Annotated in this window: 18 protein-coding genes; 1 reads left to right on the forward strand and 17 read right to left on the reverse strand. The window is 59.9% G+C overall.

Going from position 1 to position 16,799, the window contains the following annotated elements; genetic code table 11:
* Nucleotides 1-10 precede the first annotated feature (10 nt).
* The 6 genes from HX899_RS03295 to HX899_RS03320 all read right to left on the reverse strand — a co-directional run bounded on the left by HX899_RS03295 (nt 11) and on the right by HX899_RS03320 (nt 4,637).
* Nucleotides 11-685 (reverse strand): 4-carboxy-4-hydroxy-2-oxoadipate aldolase/oxaloacetate decarboxylase, encoded by a 675-nt coding sequence (locus tag HX899_RS03295; protein WP_028755774.1) that lies wholly within the window; start codon nt 683-685, stop codon nt 11-13.
* 84 nt (nt 686-769) lie between these two features.
* Nucleotides 770-1,606, reverse strand: a complete 837-nt coding sequence (locus HX899_RS03300; protein WP_181291620.1) for an ABC transporter substrate-binding protein — start codon at nt 1,604-1,606, stop codon at nt 770-772.
* A gap of 31 nt (nt 1,607-1,637) precedes the next feature.
* On the reverse strand, nt 1,638-2,402 hold the full coding sequence (locus tag HX899_RS03305) for an amino acid ABC transporter ATP-binding protein (RefSeq protein ID WP_138334725.1): 765 nt from the start codon (nt 2,400-2,402) through the stop codon (nt 1,638-1,640).
* The gene (locus HX899_RS03310) at nt 2,399-3,157 is read right to left on the reverse strand and encodes an amino acid ABC transporter permease (RefSeq protein ID WP_138334726.1); all 759 of its coding nucleotides are present in this window, start codon (nt 3,155-3,157) and stop codon (nt 2,399-2,401) included. Before HX899_RS03310 ends, HX899_RS03305 begins: the two co-directional genes overlap by 4 nt.
* On the reverse strand, nt 3,154-3,861 hold the full coding sequence (locus tag HX899_RS03315) for an amino acid ABC transporter permease (protein WP_181291621.1): 708 nt from the start codon (nt 3,859-3,861) through the stop codon (nt 3,154-3,156). Before HX899_RS03315 ends, HX899_RS03310 begins: the two co-directional genes overlap by 4 nt.
* Complete coding sequence (locus HX899_RS03320; RefSeq protein ID WP_138334728.1) at nt 3,858-4,637, reverse strand: SDR family oxidoreductase; 780 nt, start codon at nt 4,635-4,637, stop codon at nt 3,858-3,860. Before HX899_RS03320 ends, HX899_RS03315 begins: the two co-directional genes overlap by 4 nt.
* 246 nt (nt 4,638-4,883) lie before the next feature.
* On the opposite strand from HX899_RS03320, the gene nac reads away from it, so the two are divergent.
* Nucleotides 4,884-5,789, forward strand: coding sequence for a nitrogen assimilation transcriptional regulator NAC (gene nac / locus HX899_RS03325; protein WP_138334729.1), 906 nt, complete (start codon nt 4,884-4,886; stop codon nt 5,787-5,789).
* 11 nt (nt 5,790-5,800) lie between these two features.
* Here the strand turns inward: nac and HX899_RS03330 are convergent, their stop codons facing one another.
* The 11 genes from HX899_RS03330 to HX899_RS03380 form a co-directional block, all read right to left on the reverse strand.
* Nucleotides 5,801-7,003: a pyridoxal phosphate-dependent aminotransferase gene (locus HX899_RS03330; protein WP_138334730.1), complete on the reverse strand. Its 1,203-nt coding sequence runs from the start codon at nt 7,001-7,003 to the stop codon at nt 5,801-5,803.
* A 61-nt stretch (nt 7,004-7,064) separates the two neighbouring features.
* Nucleotides 7,065-7,832, reverse strand: a complete 768-nt coding sequence (locus tag HX899_RS03335) for a 5-oxoprolinase subunit PxpA (protein WP_138334731.1) — start codon at nt 7,830-7,832, stop codon at nt 7,065-7,067.
* Between the two features lie 37 nt (nt 7,833-7,869).
* Nucleotides 7,870-8,865 carry a biotin-dependent carboxyltransferase family protein gene (locus HX899_RS03340; protein ID WP_138334732.1) on the reverse strand — a complete coding sequence of 332 codons (996 nt, stop codon included), beginning with the start codon at nt 8,863-8,865 and terminating at the stop codon, nt 7,870-7,872.
* On the reverse strand, nt 8,862-9,569 hold the full coding sequence (pxpB, locus tag HX899_RS03345; RefSeq protein ID WP_138334526.1) for a 5-oxoprolinase subunit PxpB: 708 nt from the start codon (nt 9,567-9,569) through the stop codon (nt 8,862-8,864). The genes HX899_RS03340 and pxpB overlap by 4 nt, the downstream gene beginning before the upstream one ends.
* Nucleotides 9,566-9,988, reverse strand: coding sequence for an acetyl-CoA carboxylase biotin carboxyl carrier protein subunit (locus HX899_RS03350; RefSeq protein ID WP_138334527.1), 423 nt, complete (start codon nt 9,986-9,988; stop codon nt 9,566-9,568). Before HX899_RS03350 ends, pxpB begins: the two co-directional genes overlap by 4 nt.
* Nucleotides 9,985-11,370, reverse strand: a complete 1,386-nt coding sequence (locus HX899_RS03355) for an acetyl/propionyl/methylcrotonyl-CoA carboxylase subunit alpha (protein WP_181291622.1) — start codon at nt 11,368-11,370, stop codon at nt 9,985-9,987. The genes HX899_RS03350 and HX899_RS03355 overlap by 4 nt, the downstream gene beginning before the upstream one ends.
* Nucleotides 11,370-11,810, reverse strand: a complete 441-nt coding sequence (locus HX899_RS03360) for a biotin/lipoyl-containing protein (RefSeq protein WP_138334529.1) — start codon at nt 11,808-11,810, stop codon at nt 11,370-11,372. Before HX899_RS03360 ends, HX899_RS03355 begins: the two co-directional genes overlap by 1 nt.
* A gap of 484 nt (nt 11,811-12,294) precedes the next feature.
* Nucleotides 12,295-12,669 carry a hypothetical protein gene (locus HX899_RS03365; RefSeq protein WP_138334530.1) on the reverse strand — a complete coding sequence of 125 codons (375 nt, stop codon included), beginning with the start codon at nt 12,667-12,669 and terminating at the stop codon, nt 12,295-12,297.
* A 30-nt stretch (nt 12,670-12,699) separates the two neighbouring features.
* Nucleotides 12,700-13,305: a hypothetical protein gene (locus HX899_RS03370; RefSeq protein WP_138334531.1), complete on the reverse strand. Its 606-nt coding sequence runs from the start codon at nt 13,303-13,305 to the stop codon at nt 12,700-12,702.
* A gap of 8 nt (nt 13,306-13,313) precedes the next feature.
* The gene (locus HX899_RS03375) at nt 13,314-14,645 is read right to left on the reverse strand and encodes a hypothetical protein (protein ID WP_138334532.1); all 1,332 of its coding nucleotides are present in this window, start codon (nt 14,643-14,645) and stop codon (nt 13,314-13,316) included.
* Nucleotides 14,646-14,761: 116 nt separating this feature from the next.
* Entirely contained in the window at nt 14,762-16,636 is a 1,875-nt protein-coding gene (locus tag HX899_RS03380; protein WP_138334533.1) for an adenylate/guanylate cyclase domain-containing protein, read from the reverse strand.
* Nucleotides 16,637-16,799: the final 163 nt, after the last annotated feature.

Below are 16,799 nucleotides of genomic sequence, written 5' to 3' on the forward strand. Positions count from 1 at the left end.
CGCTGTCGCGTCAGATGTCGACGACGAGGCCCTTGGCTTTCAGCACCGGTTCGAGATTGCTGACCTCGATGACCGATTTGCCCTGCTTATATGCCGCGATATAGCCGGCCTCGGCATCTTCGCGGGCCTGTGACAGCCTGGCGACTTCCTGCGCTTCCTGGCGGCGCACGATCACCAGGCCGTCGGCATCGCCGGCGATGATGTCGCCGGGATGGATGATTTCGCCGCCGACGATGATCGTGTCGTTCACCGCCGCGATGGTTTCCTTCACTGTCCCCTTGATGCAGACGCTGAGCGAGAAGACCGGAAAGCCAAGCTCCCTCAGTTGCAGCGTATCGCGCACACCGGTGTCGGTCACGAGACCGCCGATGCCCTTTGCCAGGCAGGCATTGGCGAGGACGTCCCCGAAGGATCCGGCCTCTTCGTATTCGCCCGCCGATACGACGATGATATCGCCCGGCTTTGCGTAATTGATGGCGAGTTGCAGCATGATGTTGTCACGCGGCGCGCACTTCACTGTGAAGGCCGGACCGCAGAGTTTCATGCGGTAGTCGACGGGCTTCAGACGGGAGGAAAGCGCTCCGCGGCGCCCTTGGGCTTCATGGATCGTCGCTGGCGAAAATTTGGAAACGGCGTCGATATCGGCTTTGCTTGGCCGTTCGGCAATATCTTTAATATGGATCATGGATGCCTCCCATTTTTGGCTGACGGCGGGCATGTCCCGCCGTCTGATTTCGTTTGGATATCGTCATCGGAAGACACCGAGGTCTTAAGGGATCGGGTCGAACTTCAGCTCCGAGAGCGATACGACCTTGTCGGTGCGCGTCATCTTGTATTCGGTATCCGGGCCGAGCCACTTGTCCCAGATCTTGTTAATCTCGCCCGATGTGTCGAGCTTGCGAAGGATCTCGTTGATCTTGGCGGTCAGCGCCGGCTGATCCTTGGCCATGCCGATGCCGATCGGCTGATACAGCATCGGCTCCTCGATCATCCGCATTGGCTTGCCCTTGCTCTTCGATTCATTGACGAACTTGGTCGTCGTCATGGTGTTGGCCACCATGCCGCGGGCCTTGCCCTGCTGAACGGCGAGATAGGCCGAGGCGGTATCCTGGAAGGTCAGCGGGTCGGATTTGTTGAGCTTGATCGACATCTCGGAGGTCGAACCCTTGGTCGAAGCGATGCGCTGGCCTGCGTAGTCGGCCTTCTTCTTGCCGGCATCGTCCGCCGGCACGATCAGCATTTCCTTGGCGAGATAATAGGGATCGCTGAACTGGATCTGCTCAGCACGGCTCAGAGTATAGGCAAGGTTGGCAACGGTGATGTCGACCCGGCCGAGCTTGACCTCGGGCACGCGCGCCTCGACCGAAACCGGCTTGATCTCAGCCTTGACGCCCAATTCCTTGGCGATCGCGCTGCAGAGATCGACATCGAAACCGGCCATTTCGCGGGTCTTCGGATCGGGTGATGCGAAGGGAGGAACGTCGGCGAACGTCGCGCAGCGCAGGGTTTTCGCCGAGATGATGTTGTCGAGCTGATCGGCTTTTGCGGGCACAGCGGCCGCCATGCCGGCAAATGCGACGGTGAGGGTTAGGCATTTCCAGTTCATTGCTGTTCTCCTTTGTTTTTGGTGGTTGGTATCAATGCCTGAGATCAGCGAGGAAACGCTGCGCCCGGGGATGGCGTGGATTGTTGAAGAATTCCTCGGGGGGCGCCATTTCGAGGATCTGGCCGGCATCGATGAACCAGACCCGATCCGCGACGTCGCGCGCGAAACCCATTTCGTGGGTGACGCAGAGCATGGTCATGCCTTCGGATGCCAGGCTCTTCATGACGGCCAGCACTTCGCCGACCATTTCAGGATCGAGCGCGCTGGTCGGCTCGTCGAACAGCATCACCGGCGGTTCCATGGCAAGGGCGCGGGCGATTGCCACCCGTTGCTGCTGGCCGCCCGAGAGTTGCCCGGGATAGGCCCGCGCCTTGTCGGCAAGGCCGACCCGATCGAGAAGCTTGAGGGCCTTGTCCTCTGCAACGTCAGGCGCCACGCCTTTCACCCGGATCGGCGACATCGAGACGTTTTCGACCACCGAAAGGTGCGGAAACAGGTTGAAATTCTGAAATACGAAGCCGATCCGGCTGCGCAACGCGTTGAGTTCCTTCGCCCGCATGGCGGCGTGAATGTTTTGCCCGTCGAGCGTGATTGATCCGCTGTTGATCTCCTCGAGGCGATTGATTGTGCGGATCAGCGTCGATTTTCCCGAACCGGACGGCCCGCAGATGACCACGACTTCGCCGCGTGTCACCTGCGCATCGATGTCCTTCAGGACCGGATAGTCGCCGTAGCTCTTGCAGACTTGCGAAAGCCGGATCGTCTGCAATTCCTGTGCTGAAACTGACATGGTCATGGCTGCTCCGATATGATTTTCGATGGCGCGACCAAGGCGGCGGAAGGAAGGTTGGAAAGTCCCGCACGCCGCCGCGTGATGCTCCGCTCGAGGCGATTTGCGAAGTAGGTGAGCGTCCAGCAGATGGCGAAGTAGACGATCGCCAGAATGAGGAAGACCTGGAAAGGCTGCGTCAGGAGCTGGTTGTTGACCTGGCTTGCGGCAAAGGTCAGGTCCGGCACATTGATCACGTAGCCGAGCGTCGTGTCCTTGATCGTCGAGACGAAGGTGGAGATGATGCTGGGGATCATGTTGTAGAGTGCCTGCGGCAGGATGATGAAGCGCATCGCACCTAAATAGCCGTGACCAAGCGCACGTCCGGCGTCCATCTGGCCCGGTCCGAGCGCGACGATGCCGGCACGCACGACTTCGCTCAGAAATGCGCTCTGATAGACCACGAGCGTCGTCAGCATGGTGACGAAGCTCGGCACGTCGGCGCCGGTCAAGAGCGGAACCAGGAAATAGCTCCACAGGATGAGCATCAAGAGAGGCACGCCCCGGGTGAAATAGACGAGTGCGGTGACCGGCCAGCGCAGCAGCGGCGACTTGGAGAGCCGCGCCAATGCGAACAGGATGCTGACCGGAAAGGCGAGAGCGATGCTGAGCGCCGACAGGATCAGCGTGTTGGCGAGCCCGCCGAGCGGTCCGTTCGGATATTGGCCGATCAAGAGCAGAAGCCAGTAGTCTTGGACGATGGCGATCATGTCATGGATCATGCGCGCGCACTCCTGGCAGGATCGGTGCGCATCGACAGATAGGCGCCGATGCTCATGATCACGAGCGAGAAGAAAAGGTAGAGAACCGTGCCGATCAGGTAGATCTCGAAGGTCCGGAAACTGAGGTTCTCGATTTCCTTGACGGCATGGGTCAGTTCCGAGGCGCCGATGACGACGGCGAGACTGCTGTTCTTGAACAGGGAGACGCTATGATTGATGAGCGGCGGCAGGGCGTTGCGCACGCCCTGCGGCATGATGACGAAACGCATCGCCGAGATATAACCGTGGCCAAGCGCGCGGGCTGCCTGCATCTGGCCGGGGCTGACCGAGCGCACGCCGGAACGAAGATCTTCGCCGAAATAGGCCGCCTGGCAAAGCCCGAGCCCGATCACCGCGAAGATGGCCTCGGCATTATGGACGGCCAGCCATTCGGCTACTTCGCTTGGCATCAGGGTGAAAATCCCGAAGTACCACAGCATGAGCTGAACCAGGGTGGGGACGTTCCTGTGGTAAGAGACGTAAGTGGCAACTAACGGATCGCCGAAACGAAAGGGTGACAAACGCAAAGCCAGCAGCAGAAGTGCCAGCGCCATCGCCATAGACCACGAGCCGGCATAGATGATGAAGGTCATCTCGATGCCATGCAGCAGCATGGCGGTGTATTCCGGATTTCCGAGGATTGCCGAAAGGTCGAAGCCGCTCACGGGTTTGGCTCCCCGGATTGATCCGGCTTCGCCGCAGGTTGGGGCTTTGCGGTCTGCAGGCCGCCCATGACCTGCAGCGTCGGCGTGATCTCCATGTGTCCGATGTTGACGGCGACGGGGGCTGCTATGGCGAAGGCAATCGCGTCGGCGATATCGGCCGCCTGCGGCAGTTCGAAGCCGTCGATGAACCGTTCGCGGATGCTGGGGTCATCACCGTGCACGTGATTGAAAATGTCAGTGGCGACCCGGCCGGGGCAGATTTCCGTGACCCGTACCCGCTTGCCGAAAGCGTCGATGCGCAGCTGGTTGGACAGCATGCTCACCCCTGCCTTGGTGGCGTGATAGGATGAGTTGCCGCCGAAATTGTAGGCGCCGGCGATCGACGAAATGTTGATGACATGCCCGCGGTCGCGCGCCACCATACCGGGCACGACCAGCCGGCAGATGTGCAGGACCGCCCGGAGATTGACGTCGACAATGAGATCGATATCGCCCTCGTCGGCTTCCAGGAACTTCTTCGGCCGGTCGACACCGGCATTGTTGACGAGAATATCGAACTCCACCCGACGCGTGAGCTCGGCCATGGCCTGACGGTCGGTTACGTCGATGACGTGGGCGATGCAGCCCGTCCGCGCGGCCAGCTGCTGCAGCGCTTCGGCACTGCGGGCAACGGCATGGACCTCGATGTTCTCCCGGCGGAGCCGCTCAACCACGGCAGCGCCGATACCGGAGGATGCGCCGGTCACCAGTGCGGTCTTGTAGTCGGAGAATGGCATTGTCGTTCCCTTGTTGTTGATTGAGACAGTAGCGAAGCTTAAACCCCTTGCCTAAGACCGATTATCTCTGGAGCAATAAGCAACGGTTATGGAGCCGGCGCAGGCTGCTGAAGAAGAGAAAGAGCTGATGCCGGGCATCGTCTTGCGGCATCAGGGCCTGAGGAAAGCAGCGACGGCGTCGCGTTGCAAAAGCAATGCGTGTCTGCAAATGTAAGCCGCGCAGATCAGAACGGTACCCCGATCCTCATGGACATCAGACGCCTTAAATCTTTCATCGTGATCGTCGACAGCGGCAGCATCACGCGAGCGGCGGACCTTTTGCACATCGCCCAGCCGGCGCTCAGTCAGCAGCTTGCCGCACTGGAGGAGCATTTCGGCCATAAGCTGCTGATCCGCAGCCAGCAGGGCGTCAGCATGACCGATGCGGGACACGCGGTGTATCGCCATGCGCAGATTATCCTTCGGCAGATGGAGCAGGCGCAAGCGGATGCATCGGCAGCCGGCAATTCGCTTGCCGGGCGTGTGTCCGTTGGTCTGGTGCCGTTCAGCAGTGCCGCTACGCTGTCGGTCGACCTCCTGGCGGAGACCCGCAAACGACATCCCGGTATCCTGCTGCACCTCACCGAAAGCGTCGGCCAGACCTATAGCCAGATGATCATGAACGGCCGGCTGGAGATGGCGCTTCTCCATGGAACCGGACCGATCAAGGGTGTCCGGTTCGAGCCGATCCTCAGCGAAGAGTTTTTCCTTGTCGCGCATCGGGACTTTGCGATTGAAGCGGATGCGAAACCCGTTCCGGTCAATACTCTCGACGGAATACCGCTGCTGTTGCCGCCGGCCTATAATTTCGTCCGCCGCGCGGTCGATACCGCCTTCACCCGCACCCGCACCAATTTGAAAGTCGTGGCGGAAGTCGAAATCGTCCGGACGCTGGCCCGGGCGGTGGGCAGCGGCCTCGGCGCGACGATCATGCCGAAAGCCATCGCCGACCGCATCGTATCGGAATCGAGTGAGCCGCTGATCTGCCGGCTCGTCTCGCCGCGAATAGAAGAAACCCTGTCGCTGTGCGTTTCCGACCAGAATCCCCTGTCGGAACCGGCCCTTGCCGTCCGCGACATCCTTCTCGAGCTGACGGCGCGGTTGAAAGTCTGAGGAGGCTGCGCTTAGCGCATATCCCTGCAGAACTGAGCTATGCGCGCGCAGCCTTCGCCGAGCTTTTCCATGCTGGTCGCATAGGAAATGCGGAAGAAGGGGCTCATTCCGTAAGCCGCCCCTTGCACGGTCGCGACATGATGCTCCTCCACGAGCGCCATGACGAAATCGACGTCGGTCTCGATCTTTCGCCCGCCCTTGCTGGTCTTGCCGATCAGCCCTGAGATATTCGGATAGATGTAGAAGGCGCCTTCGGGCCTATGGCAGCGCAGCCCTTCCACTTCCGACAATTTGTCGAGGACGAAGTCGCGTCTTTCCTTGTAGATCGCGGCACGCTCCTTCAAGAGATCTTGAGGACCGTCCAGGGCAGCGGTCGCCGCAGCCTGCGTCAGCGTCGCGATGCCGCCGCCATTCTGGCCGTTGACGTTGCTGACGGCAGAGATCAGCTCTTTCGGCCCGGCACAAAAGCCGAGCCGCCAGCCTGTCATAGCGTAAGCCTTGGAGACGCCGTTCATCGTCAGGACGCGATCATAGAGCCTGGGCTCGACTTCGGCGATCGTGCAGAACTGGAAGTCGTCATAGACCAGGTGTTCATAGATATCGTCGGTCATGATCCAGACATTGGGATGACGCAGCATGACCTCGGCGATGGCAGCCATCTCCGCCCGGGAGCAGGCTGCACCGGTCGGATTGTTCGGGAAATTCAGGAAGAGCCACTTGGTGCGCGGCGTGATCGCCGCCTCCAGATCCTCGGGACGCAGCTTGAAGCCGGTCTGCTCGTGGCAGGGGACGGCGACCGGGACGCCACCGGCGAATTTGACGATATCGGCATAGCTGACCCAGGAGGGCGTGGGAATGATGACCTCGTCGCCCGGATTGCAGGTTGCCAGCATGGCATTGAAGATCACCTGCTTGCCGCCCCCCGAGACGACGATCTGGCTGGCCTCATAGTCGAGATTGTTGTCCCGTTTGAACTTCCGGATGATGGCGGATTTAAGCGCCGGCGTTCCGTCCATCGGAGGATATTTCGTATCGCCTGCAAGAGCCGCCGCGTGAGCCGCCTCGATCGCATGCGCCGGAGTGGGGAAATCCGGCTCTCCAGACGAGAGGCTGACGACTTTAATCCCGTTGGCGGCCAGTTCCCTGGCGCGCTGGGTCATGGCGGCGGATGCGGATATGGAGACGTTTTTCAGGCGGTCAGCGATGACGGACATCGACATGGTCCTTCGATGGGAGATGGGAACGGGAGACCGCCCGCAGGCGATCGGGATTGTGTCAGTCGGCGAGTTCGGCGGCAGGAGCGAGCGTCGCGCCCGTGGCTTCGATCTCGCCGCGCACGATGCCGGCAAGCTCGAGGGCGCCGGGTGTGTCGCTGTGGACGAGAATAGAGCGGGCCGGCATCGCGATCACGGTTCCGTCGATCGTCTCGACGCTTCCCTTGAGGAGGAATTGCCGCACACGCGCACGCACTGCGGCTTCGTCCTTGATGACGGCCCCAGGCAGCCCGCGCGCGACAATTCTGCCCTCGGCGTCATAGGCCCGGTCGGCAAGGAAAAGCGCCAGCGTCTTCAAACCTACGCGTTTGGCCGCCTGCTGAATCTCGCTGCCATGGGTCACGAAGACGACGAGACCAGCATCGACCGTGGCGATCGCATCCATCATCAGATCGGCCAGCACAGGATCGCGGTTGACCATATTGCCCATGGCCGCATGGAAGCTGATATGGGAGACAGTGACACCCTCGGCTTTGGCGATCGCCATCAATGCGCCGAGCTGATAGAGCATCTGCTGGCGAAGCTCATCGGCCGGAAACGGTATCTCGCGCCGGCCGAAACCCGGCCGGTCGGGCAAACCGGGATGCGCGCCGATGCCGACGCCGTTCAGCTTCGCAAGCCGGACCATGCGTCCCATCGTATCCGGGTCGCCGCCATGGAAACCGCAGGCGATGTTGGCCGACGAGACAAGTTTCATCATCGCTTCGTCGTCGCACAGCCGGTAGGGACCGAATCCTTCGCCCATGTCGGAATTCAGATCGATCTTCATCAGTTCCTCCTTTTGACGGCCTTTTCGGCGACACGCATTAGGCCATCGCCTTCAAGGCGCGCTTGACCATCCGGGATGTCTGCCTGACGTCCTCGACATAGCCGGCGACAGCCTGTTCCACCTTGCGCGCCTCGGCATGCGTCGAGCGAACGAAGTTCAGGCGGGCGCCGATGCGGGCTTGGCCGAGCCGCCAGAGATCGCACTCGATCACGCCGGCGATCTTCGGATATCCGCCGGCGGTGTTGGCATCGCTCATCTGCACGATCGGTTCGCCGCCGGGCGGAACCTGGATCACGCCGGGCACGACACCGTGGGAGCGCATCTCGATGGACGCAGTCGGCGTGATGGGCTCGCCTGATAAGCGGTAGCCCGTCCGGTCGCTTCGGGAGGAAATCCTCCAGGTCTGGCTCCAGAAGGCTTCGCCATCGCCGGCGAAAAGATCATGCTCGCCGGCAGGCAGGGCGCGGATCGGCAGCGTGCCGTCGACAGCAGCCGGGAAGACATCGCGCAGCGCCACGGATGGTTCGACGACGGCGAGACCAGGGGCCGGAAGCATGACCAACTCTGCGTCCTCGCCGACCGCGATCCGATCGCCCTTCGCCAAAGGCCGGCCGGCATTGCCGCCGAAACCGCCGCGAAGCGACGTGCTTTGCGAACCCATGACAACGGGGATATCCAGCCCGCCTCCGAGCGAAATATAGGAGCGCGCCAGCCGCGGGGGCTGCTTCAGTTCGAGAACCTGTCCGGGCTCCGCGAGGTAGGCGCACCAGGAAAGCAGTTCCGATCCATTGAGATGAGGATTGCCGTCTGCACCGGTAACGGCAAACACCATGCGCCGCTCGAAACGCAGACTGAACGGGAAGGTCTGCACCTCTATCGCGGCCGCATTTTCGTCATTGCCGACGAGAATGTTGCCGATCCGGACCGCAAGCGGATCCATGGCGCCGCTCGCCGATACGCCGATGTCGCGATAGCCGGGGCGGCCAAGATCCTGCACTGTGTTGAACGGGCCGCTTTCGATGATCTCGATCATAGCTCAATCCCTGCCGGCAGGAACCGCACCGTATCTCCCGGCGCCATCATGGCGGGGGTCGGCGACGTAGGGTCGAACATCTCAAGTGTCGCGAAGCCGATGGAATTCCAGCCATTCGGACCTGTGAGCATGGCGACGCCAGTCTGCATGCCGCCGATGGTCAAGCAGCCCTTCGGCATCTTCAGCGAAGGTACGGTCTTTCGCGGCATGTAGATGCGCGGATCGAGACCATGCAGATAACCGAAACCGGGAGCGCTGCCCAAGGCGAAGACACGGTAAGTCGCTTCATGATGGATGCGGACGACCTGGCGGTCGCTCAAGCCCGAGAGATCGCAAAGGGCTGGAAGATCCGTCGCATATTCGCCGCCATAATGGACGGGGATCTCGATGGTCTTGCCCTTGAGATCGATGCTGCGGGCATTCTCCCATGCCTCCAGCAGCCGAGCGACCACCGCATCAGGATCCTCGGGCGTCTCCTTGAGGATCACCAGCAGATTGGTCATGCCCGGAATGTTTTCCGCAAGGTCCGCCCAACCTTTCACGGTCTGGGACAGAGCCCAGATCCGCCGCTGCGCGATGAGATCGAAGTCGCCTGGCGCCTCGAGCAGGAAGGATCTGGCGCCGATCGAGGAAACCCGCGCCAGGCTTTTGGTGGCCGGAACGATCTCGCGTTGCGATGCATGTCTGTTCGTCGTGACGATCATGACTGGAGCTCGATTTCGAACAGAGGGTCACCGAAGCCGACCAGCGCACCGGGCTCGGCGAGCAGCCTGGTCAAAATGCCGGAACGGCCGGCGCGAAGGGGAAGCAGGATATGCCCTACCCCGACAATGCCGACGATATCCGCGTCGGATACCGAGCGCGGCAGATTTTGCGGCGCGGCGGAGGTCGGATGCTCGACACAGAAGCGGCCGGCCATCGGCGCCTTCACGACGGCGGACGCGGAGCCGGGAGTGCGCGGCATCGCTCCGGTCGAGCTGATCCGGGCGCCGCCTTTTCCGGCGACGACGATACGAAGCTGTCCGCCCGGCCGGGAGATTTCAAGACCGTTCACGCCCGCGGCCGTCAACGCCTCGGTGAGCAATGCGATGGTCGCCGGATCGCTGAAATCGATCGCGCTCATGCCGCCCTCCGCAGCTTCAGCCATTGTTCGAGATAATGGATATCCGTCTCGCCGCGCGCGAATGTGCCATCCTCGAACAGAGCGCGCAGGAAGGGGATATTGGTGGAAATCCCCTCGACCTCAGTGCCGGCAAGCGCTTCGCGCATTCTTGCCATCGCTTCGGCCCGCGTCGGCGCATGGACGATCAGCTTGGCGATCAGAGAATCGTAATAGGGCGAGACCTTGTAGCCGGCATGAATATGCGTATCGACGCGGATGCCCGGGCCAGCGGGCAACGCCAGATGGGTGACAACACCCGCCGACGGCAGGAAGGTTTCCGGATCCTCGGCGTTGATGCGGCATTCGAAGGAATGGCCATCGCATGTCACATCGCCTTGGATGAGATCGAGAACGTGACCCTGAGCCGCCCTTATCTGCGCCTGGACGATATCGACACCGCTGGTCATCTCGGTGACGGGATGCTCGACCTGAAGTCGCGTGTTCATCTCGATGAAATAGAAAGCGCCATCCTCATAGAGGAATTCGAAGGTTCCGACGCCCCGGTAGCCGATCTGAAGGCAGGCCTGTACGCAAGCCAGACCGACCGGCTGGATGATGTCGGGCGCGATTCCCGCTGCCGGCGCCTCCTCCACCACTTTCTGATGGCGGCGCTGCATCGAGCAATCCCGGTGGCCCAGCCACACGGCATTGCCGTGATCGTCGCAAATGACCTGTATCTCGATGTGGCGCGGATGCTCTAAGAATTTCTCCATGTAGAGCGAGGGTGAGCCGAAGGCCTTGCGGGCCTCCTCCCGCGTCAGCGCAATTGCTTCATGCAGCAAATCGGCCTTTGGCACGACACGCATGCCGCGTCCGCCGCCGCCCCCGGCCGCCTTGATGATGACGGGGTATCCGATTTCCAGCGCTACACGCTCGATCGTGGCGGGGTCATCGGGCAGCGCGGTGTCCGGACCGGGAACGCAGGGGACGCCGGCTGCCATCATCGCCCGCTTTGCCGAGATCTTGTCGCCCATGATCGCAATCGAGGAAGATGTCGGACCAATGAAGATCAGCCCCGCCTTTTCGGCGGCGTCGGCGAAGGCGGCGTTTTCCGATAGAAAACCGTATCCCGGATGGATGGCGCCCGCACCGGCGAGACGCGCCGCCAGAAGGATGGCATCCTGATTGAGATAGCTCTTGGCAGCACTCGACGGACCAATGCAGAGAAAGCTGTCGGCGGTGCTGCCGTAAGGCGCTTCCCTGTCCGCCTCGGAGCAGATGGCGACCGTCTTCAGGCCGAGCTCGCGGCAGGCGCGCTGGATCCGGGCTGCGATCTCGCCGCGGTTGGCGATCAGGACGGTATCGAAGCGGCCGGTCGCGGATTGTTCAGGTGTTTCCGGCATTAGGCAATCTCCGCCAGCAGATCGCCGGTCTCGACCTCGCCGTCGTCGATTTCGGTGAGGTGTGTAATGCGCCCTGCCCGCGGTGCGGCGATCGCGTTGAAGACCTTCATTGCCTCGATGATGAAAAGCGTCTGCCCCTCCACCACCTTGTCACCGATCGTGACGAATGGCGGTTCCCCAGGCGCCGGGGTCCGATGCAGAACGCCGAAGACCGGCGCCTTCACCGCATAGGTTTTCTCACGCCTCGAAGGCGTATCGGCGCCGGCATCCTGGGCAAGGCTTGTCGTCGATCCTGGCTTTTGCGCGGGCTCGGCAGCAGCCTCCTGATCCGGAGACGTACGGAAAATCCGAACCGTCATGTCCTTTTCGGTTACGGTCAGCTCGGTAATGTTCGATCGTCCGACAAAGTCGATCAGCGTCTTGATCTTCGAGAGGTCCATATGCGTGCTCGGAATTTCAAAATTCCACCGCGCGGACCTGACATTTCAAGTCGCTCGGTGTTGTGATTTTTCGTAGCACGATGCGTCGGTTGATGGGGTCAGACGAAGTTTTGATGGAGTGCAATCCGCACTTTGCGGGGACAATTCCTGAACACTTGCGAAGTCCCTCGACGGCGACCGGCGGCCGCTGGAATCCCCTGCGAGAACAGATCGTTTTGGCGAGATCCGCTCTTGATGGGATTCGAACCCGCAACCGCACTCGTTTCTCGGTCGGACGCTTCTGCAAATCACTTATAATTTTACCGGCGAGATGAAATAGAATCCATGGAAGAGCAAAGCGCTTTTGGAAGCGGGGCTGCCGTACGCCATGATCCACGCGTTACCTCGCGTGCCCCTCCGTCGCAGGTCGGTGGGCCGGAAGCGCTGGACGACGGCGGTCAAGGCCGGCGGACCTTATCCCGCAATCGACAAAGCGATCTCGAAGTCAGACAAGTTTGAAAGTTTTTCGCGCACCTTCAAACTTACCATTCATATCATCCAGTTTTACAGCAACCCAAAACTCTGTTTTTTCATCGAACGGGCCAGCGTCAAGCTCTGGTTTAACAATTAACGACAAAACTCTATCTGTGCTCGTGGCAGAATCGTCAGTATCTATTTTGATTTTATAAGTTTCTTTCTTGTCGCTGGCACTTGGGTTTGAAACATCATCACTACCGTCTTCTTTGGTAGATATATATACATATATCTTATTGCTGAAGCCGGAGCCTATGATTTTAAATGGCGTTCGAACAAGTAATGGAGCAACTACAGTCGCTGGCTCGAGGCGCTCGATTTTAACTTTAGGGTTCACGGTGGGCATATTATCCTCCCTAGTCCGCTTTATATTAGATTAGTCGTTATCGCCCGATCTGCGAGGGATGAACCCGCCTGATCTGGACATTACACCACCAGAGCGGGACAGGGCACCGCCCGATCTGGACATTGCGCCGCTCGTCATCCCTCGGGGATCAGCAGAAACCTCGGCCGACAGCAGGATTTGCTCAAGGGTTCCTGTTTCGGCATCGAGTCTCATTGAGACATCACCTTTGTCATAAATCCAGACCCTCATGTCCTTAGCCAGAGCTCCGAATTGAGAACCAAGGCCGGTTCGTGCACTCGAACCAGGCGACCGATACAATCTGTCATACTCGATATCACCGTCCACGTTCCTCGGGGGCGGATCGTCTGGATCGGCCCCAGGACCGTGGACAACGAAGATGGCTGGTCGACCAAGTTCAATGAATGCTCCCTCAAAGGAGAAAGCAAAGATCCGCGCCAGAACCGCATCGGTCGCACCAAGCTGGTCCCTCAGAAAATTATTTCTCCCTGCTATTGGTACGCTTAGATTCTGGTAAATGGGTCCGCCTCTGAGAATCAGATCACTCAGTGGGCGCCCGAAGAGATGTATCGCTGATATGCCGAGTAAGGTTTCATTGTCTGCCACGTCTCCCTCCATCTAACTGATTATTGACCGTTCATTGATCTCGACAGCAAAACTTTCTCGCGATAGTTCATCTTCGGAAACTCCAGATAATCTATCGGCAACAACGTGCGCGCAGAGAGGACATGACTGTGATCCTCGCCACCTTTAATATGCGCGCCGGCGTGCAGCTCGCCGATCGCCCGTCGCCTGAAGTTTCTGCTGATGATCCGTGCGAATTGGCCGGCACTTTCATTACGATCAATCGCAAGCATCGTCCTCGCGACATCGCCGTAGTCCAGAAAGTCGGGAGCAAGAGCCCACAAGGTTTCCGCCAGATACGTCCCAACGATATCGCGCGAGTCGAGCAGTGCTTCTACAAAACCATCTGAGTTCCGCGCGAAGGCGCGGTCGAAAGCATGCTGCACGGGCGCCTCGGCAGCCGGATCGAACTCGGCAATATCTGCGAGGTCTTCGACGGCACGCGAGATCAAGCCGCGCACCACCAGGCTCTCATGGAAGATATCGACGAGGATGTCGAATATCGCGCCGGTGAGCGGTTGCGAGAGCTCATGCTCGTCCTTCCACCCGTGTGCGAAGTCGGCCATCGTCCTTTTGTTGTTTGCCGACCGTATCTGGCGATGTGGCGAAAATTCCGAGAAGCGCGCTAGGCGATTTGCCCGGTAAAGGTTGCCGCGTGTCTCCGTGAGAACATTGTCGATCACGGACGGAAAATGCATGGCCGCGATCAGCGACACGCAGTCGGAGAAGGCCTCCTGGAAGCCAAGATATTCGGGGTACTCGGTTCCCGGGCGCGGCACGCCCAGTACGCTGAAGATGATTGCGTGCCCCACCTCATGAGCGATGACGTCAAAATCCAGGCTAAACGGAAGGACGCGCCCGTCGTTTTCGAACTGGCTCCCAACTTCGAGGAAACCATAGCCGTATTGAGCGTTGTCCCATCGCTGCAGGATCGAGATTTCCAGACGGTCATAATGATCGCGAAAATGCCAGGTGAGCGGCTGACCGAGATAGCGCTCCCACACATCCAGTGTGAATCGCACGCAACCAAAAACATGTGCGGCTTCAAAGCCAGCCATCGAAGGTCGCAGATAGTCGAAATTGCCGCACCCATCGGGGTTGGCCGGCTCGAGGATTTTCCCGGTCCAGGGCGGCAGATACATGTACGGCGTTCCGAGCGGTCCGCGGTTCGCACCGTAAGGACCGGTCTTGCCAACCGGCTCCACAACGAACATCCGATCGTCGGCCGGCCCAGCTGTCAGGCTGCCCAGCGGAGACGACACTTCGACAATCTCGGGACTGGACCAATCATCTTCAAATGGAGGCTGTACAAAAAGTCTGAACCGGGCGCCCATCCGCTCCCCCTCAAAAGACTTTTATGGTTGCCAGTTTAAGTTGACCTTCGGCGCTCGCGAGAATTTTAGCAAGTAATGAAATAGTATTAGGGTCGGCTTGCCAAATGTACCGGGCGTTATTCAGACGGCTCAACCAACCTCGAATAGCGCGGGTGACTGCGAATGGAATCGAGGTCGGAATCGTTCTTGAACCACAGCCGCATCTCGATGCCGACTTGAGGCATCCAGACCTCAAGCAAATCTATCGCTCTGTCGATTTCGCCAAGCAGTGCATAGGTGCAGGCGGCATTGTACTGGATGTTTATGTCGTTGGGATCCGTCGCCAGCGCGCGCGCCAACCATTCCAGCGCCATGTCGCGGACCCCGAGAAAGGCCAGCGCCGTCGCTCCCAGGCAGGCAACATTGGCATTTTCCGGATGGAGCCGCAGTTCCTCCTCCGCCCTTTTCAACGCGATCCGCGCATAGCTGCGGGCCTTGTCTATTTGCCCGAGCGAACGAAAGACGTTCACGAGCATGATCGGCGCACCATAATCGGCAGGCTTGATTTCCATTGCGCGCTGAAAGTGCGTAGCCGCCAGTTCGAACTGACCGTCGGTGACGCAAAATTCGGCATAGTACCGGTTCGCCTCGTGGCAGTTGGCGTCCAGCGACAAAGCCTGCTCGAATGCTGAAACCGCCTCAGCGCGATTGCCGGCCACCGCCAACGCAAACCCCCTGGCTGCATGTGCCTCCGCCAGATTGGGATCGATAACGAGCGCCGTCGCCGTGTTCGCGAGAATGGCCTCCACGGGGATTTCCGCGCCGAACTGAGACCGTAGACGCGCATCGCAAACCGCGATGCCGGCATAGGCGCGGGCATAGCCCGGATCCAATTCGATGGCTCTGGCGAAACTCTGCCTGGCCATCAAATGGTTCGAGCGCGAGGCAATATGGTAGTATTCGCGCCCCCTGAGGAAATGTGTATAGGCTTCAACGCTTCCTGTCGGCGCCTGCTCGATAGCTTTCTTCTCCTCCGGAAGCAGCTTGACCTTAAGCTGCTCGACGATCGCCTTCACGATCTCGTCCTGCATTTCGAAGATGTCGGTGAGGTCGCGGTCGTAACGCGCCGCCCAGACATGGCCGTCGCTGGCTGCTTCGATCAATTCCGCATTGATCCTTACATGATTGCCTGCCTTGCGGACGCTGCCCTCCACGATATAGGCAACGCCGAGTTCTCCGGCGATGCGCTGCAGGTTTTCGTTCCGGCCTTTCCACGTGAAAACTGTGTTGCGGCTCAATACGAATAGGCCTGAAACATTCGATAGGTCCGTGATGAGATCTTCGGTGATGCCGTCGCTGAAAAAATCCTGCTCGGGATCGTTGCTGATGTTGGCGAATGGCAGGATTGCAACGGATGGCTTGTTGACGGGTGCCCGTGTGTGGACACCTGCGGCGGGCGGAACCTCCTCGCTGGAGGCGACATTGCCCCAATCGGCAAAATAGACATGGACCGGACGGGAAATGTTCTTGACGTTCATGGCGCCCTGATCTGCGAAATCGAGACCGAGCTTGTTTGCGACTTCGTGGCGCACTGCCGCCGAACAGGCAATGCCGCCGGGGGCTGCAAGGGCTTGCAGCCGGACCGCCACATTAATGCCGTCCCCATGAAAGTCATCCGCATCGAAGACGATATCGCCCAGATTCAAGCCTATTCGGAACGCAAAGTGCCTGTCCGCTGGAAGCCCCATGTTGCGCTCCAGCATGCCGCGCTGGATTTCGACGGCGCATCGTGCAGCACTGAGCACGCTCCCGAACTCGACCAGGAAACCGTCGCCCATCAGCTTGATTATATGTCCGCCATGGGTCGCGACAGCGGGATCGAAGAGCTCGCGGCGATGCTGACGAAGAGCGTTGAGCGTCTCCTCTTCGTTGGCTTCCAGGAGACGGCTGTAGCCTACTACATCGGCAGCCAGAATAGCCGCCAGTCGACGCTCGACAAGTTCTGCGCACATGCCCGTCTCCCCAACGTGCTGGTGGCAATACTATTCAATTCTAGAAGCCGGCCAGTAATGTTGCCGGACGATTATATTAATGACAACTAAAATATCTCTCTTGCACGCCAAACCGGCAATTAACATCCTCCAGATTCGGCCATCTGGTGACTATCGCCTTCGA

It is taken from the genome of Rhizobium sp. WYCCWR 11146 (genome assembly GCF_013591995.1).
Taxonomy (GTDB): domain Bacteria; phylum Pseudomonadota; class Alphaproteobacteria; order Rhizobiales; family Rhizobiaceae; genus Rhizobium; species Rhizobium indicum.

Bases quoted from the DNA above. Each gene is read 5' to 3' on its own strand.
- nac (WP_138334729.1), top strand. From the start codon at position 4,884: ATGGACATCAGACGCCTTAAATCTTTCATCGTGATCGTCGACAGCGGC.
- HX899_RS03380 (WP_138334533.1), bottom strand. From the start codon at position 16,636: ATGTGCGCAGAACTTGTCGAGCGTCGACTGGCGGCTATTCTGGCTGCC.
- HX899_RS03375 (WP_138334532.1), bottom strand. From the start codon at position 14,645: ATGGGCGCCCGGTTCAGACTTTTTGTACAGCCTCCATTTGAAGATGAT.
- HX899_RS03335 (WP_138334731.1), bottom strand. From the start codon at position 7,832: ATGAAGATCGATCTGAATTCCGACATGGGCGAAGGATTCGGTCCCTAC.
- HX899_RS03295 (WP_028755774.1), bottom strand. From the start codon at position 685: ATGATCCATATTAAAGATATTGCCGAACGGCCAAGCAAAGCCGATATC.
- HX899_RS03360 (WP_138334529.1), bottom strand. From the start codon at position 11,810: ATGGACCTCTCGAAGATCAAGACGCTGATCGACTTTGTCGGACGATCG.
- HX899_RS03300 (WP_181291620.1), bottom strand. From the start codon at position 1,606: ATGAACTGGAAATGCCTAACCCTCACCGTCGCATTTGCCGGCATGGCG.
- HX899_RS03365 (WP_138334530.1), bottom strand. From the start codon at position 12,669: ATGCCCACCGTGAACCCTAAAGTTAAAATCGAGCGCCTCGAGCCAGCG.
- HX899_RS03330 (WP_138334730.1), bottom strand. From the start codon at position 7,003: ATGTCCGTCATCGCTGACCGCCTGAAAAACGTCTCCATATCCGCATCC.
- HX899_RS03320 (WP_138334728.1), bottom strand. From the start codon at position 4,637: ATGCCATTCTCCGACTACAAGACCGCACTGGTGACCGGCGCATCCTCC.
- HX899_RS03370 (WP_138334531.1), bottom strand. From the start codon at position 13,305: ATGGAGGGAGACGTGGCAGACAATGAAACCTTACTCGGCATATCAGCG.
- HX899_RS03340 (WP_138334732.1), bottom strand. From the start codon at position 8,865: ATGATCGAGATCATCGAAAGCGGCCCGTTCAACACAGTGCAGGATCTT.
- HX899_RS03305 (WP_138334725.1), bottom strand. From the start codon at position 2,402: ATGACCATGTCAGTTTCAGCACAGGAATTGCAGACGATCCGGCTTTCG.
- HX899_RS03310 (WP_138334726.1), bottom strand. From the start codon at position 3,157: ATGATCCATGACATGATCGCCATCGTCCAAGACTACTGGCTTCTGCTC.
- HX899_RS03355 (WP_181291622.1), bottom strand. From the start codon at position 11,370: ATGCCGGAAACACCTGAACAATCCGCGACCGGCCGCTTCGATACCGTC.
- HX899_RS03350 (WP_138334527.1), bottom strand. From the start codon at position 9,988: ATGAGCGCGATCGATTTCAGCGATCCGGCGACCATCGCATTGCTCACC.
- pxpB (WP_138334526.1), bottom strand. From the start codon at position 9,569: ATGATCGTCACGACGAACAGACATGCATCGCAACGCGAGATCGTTCCG.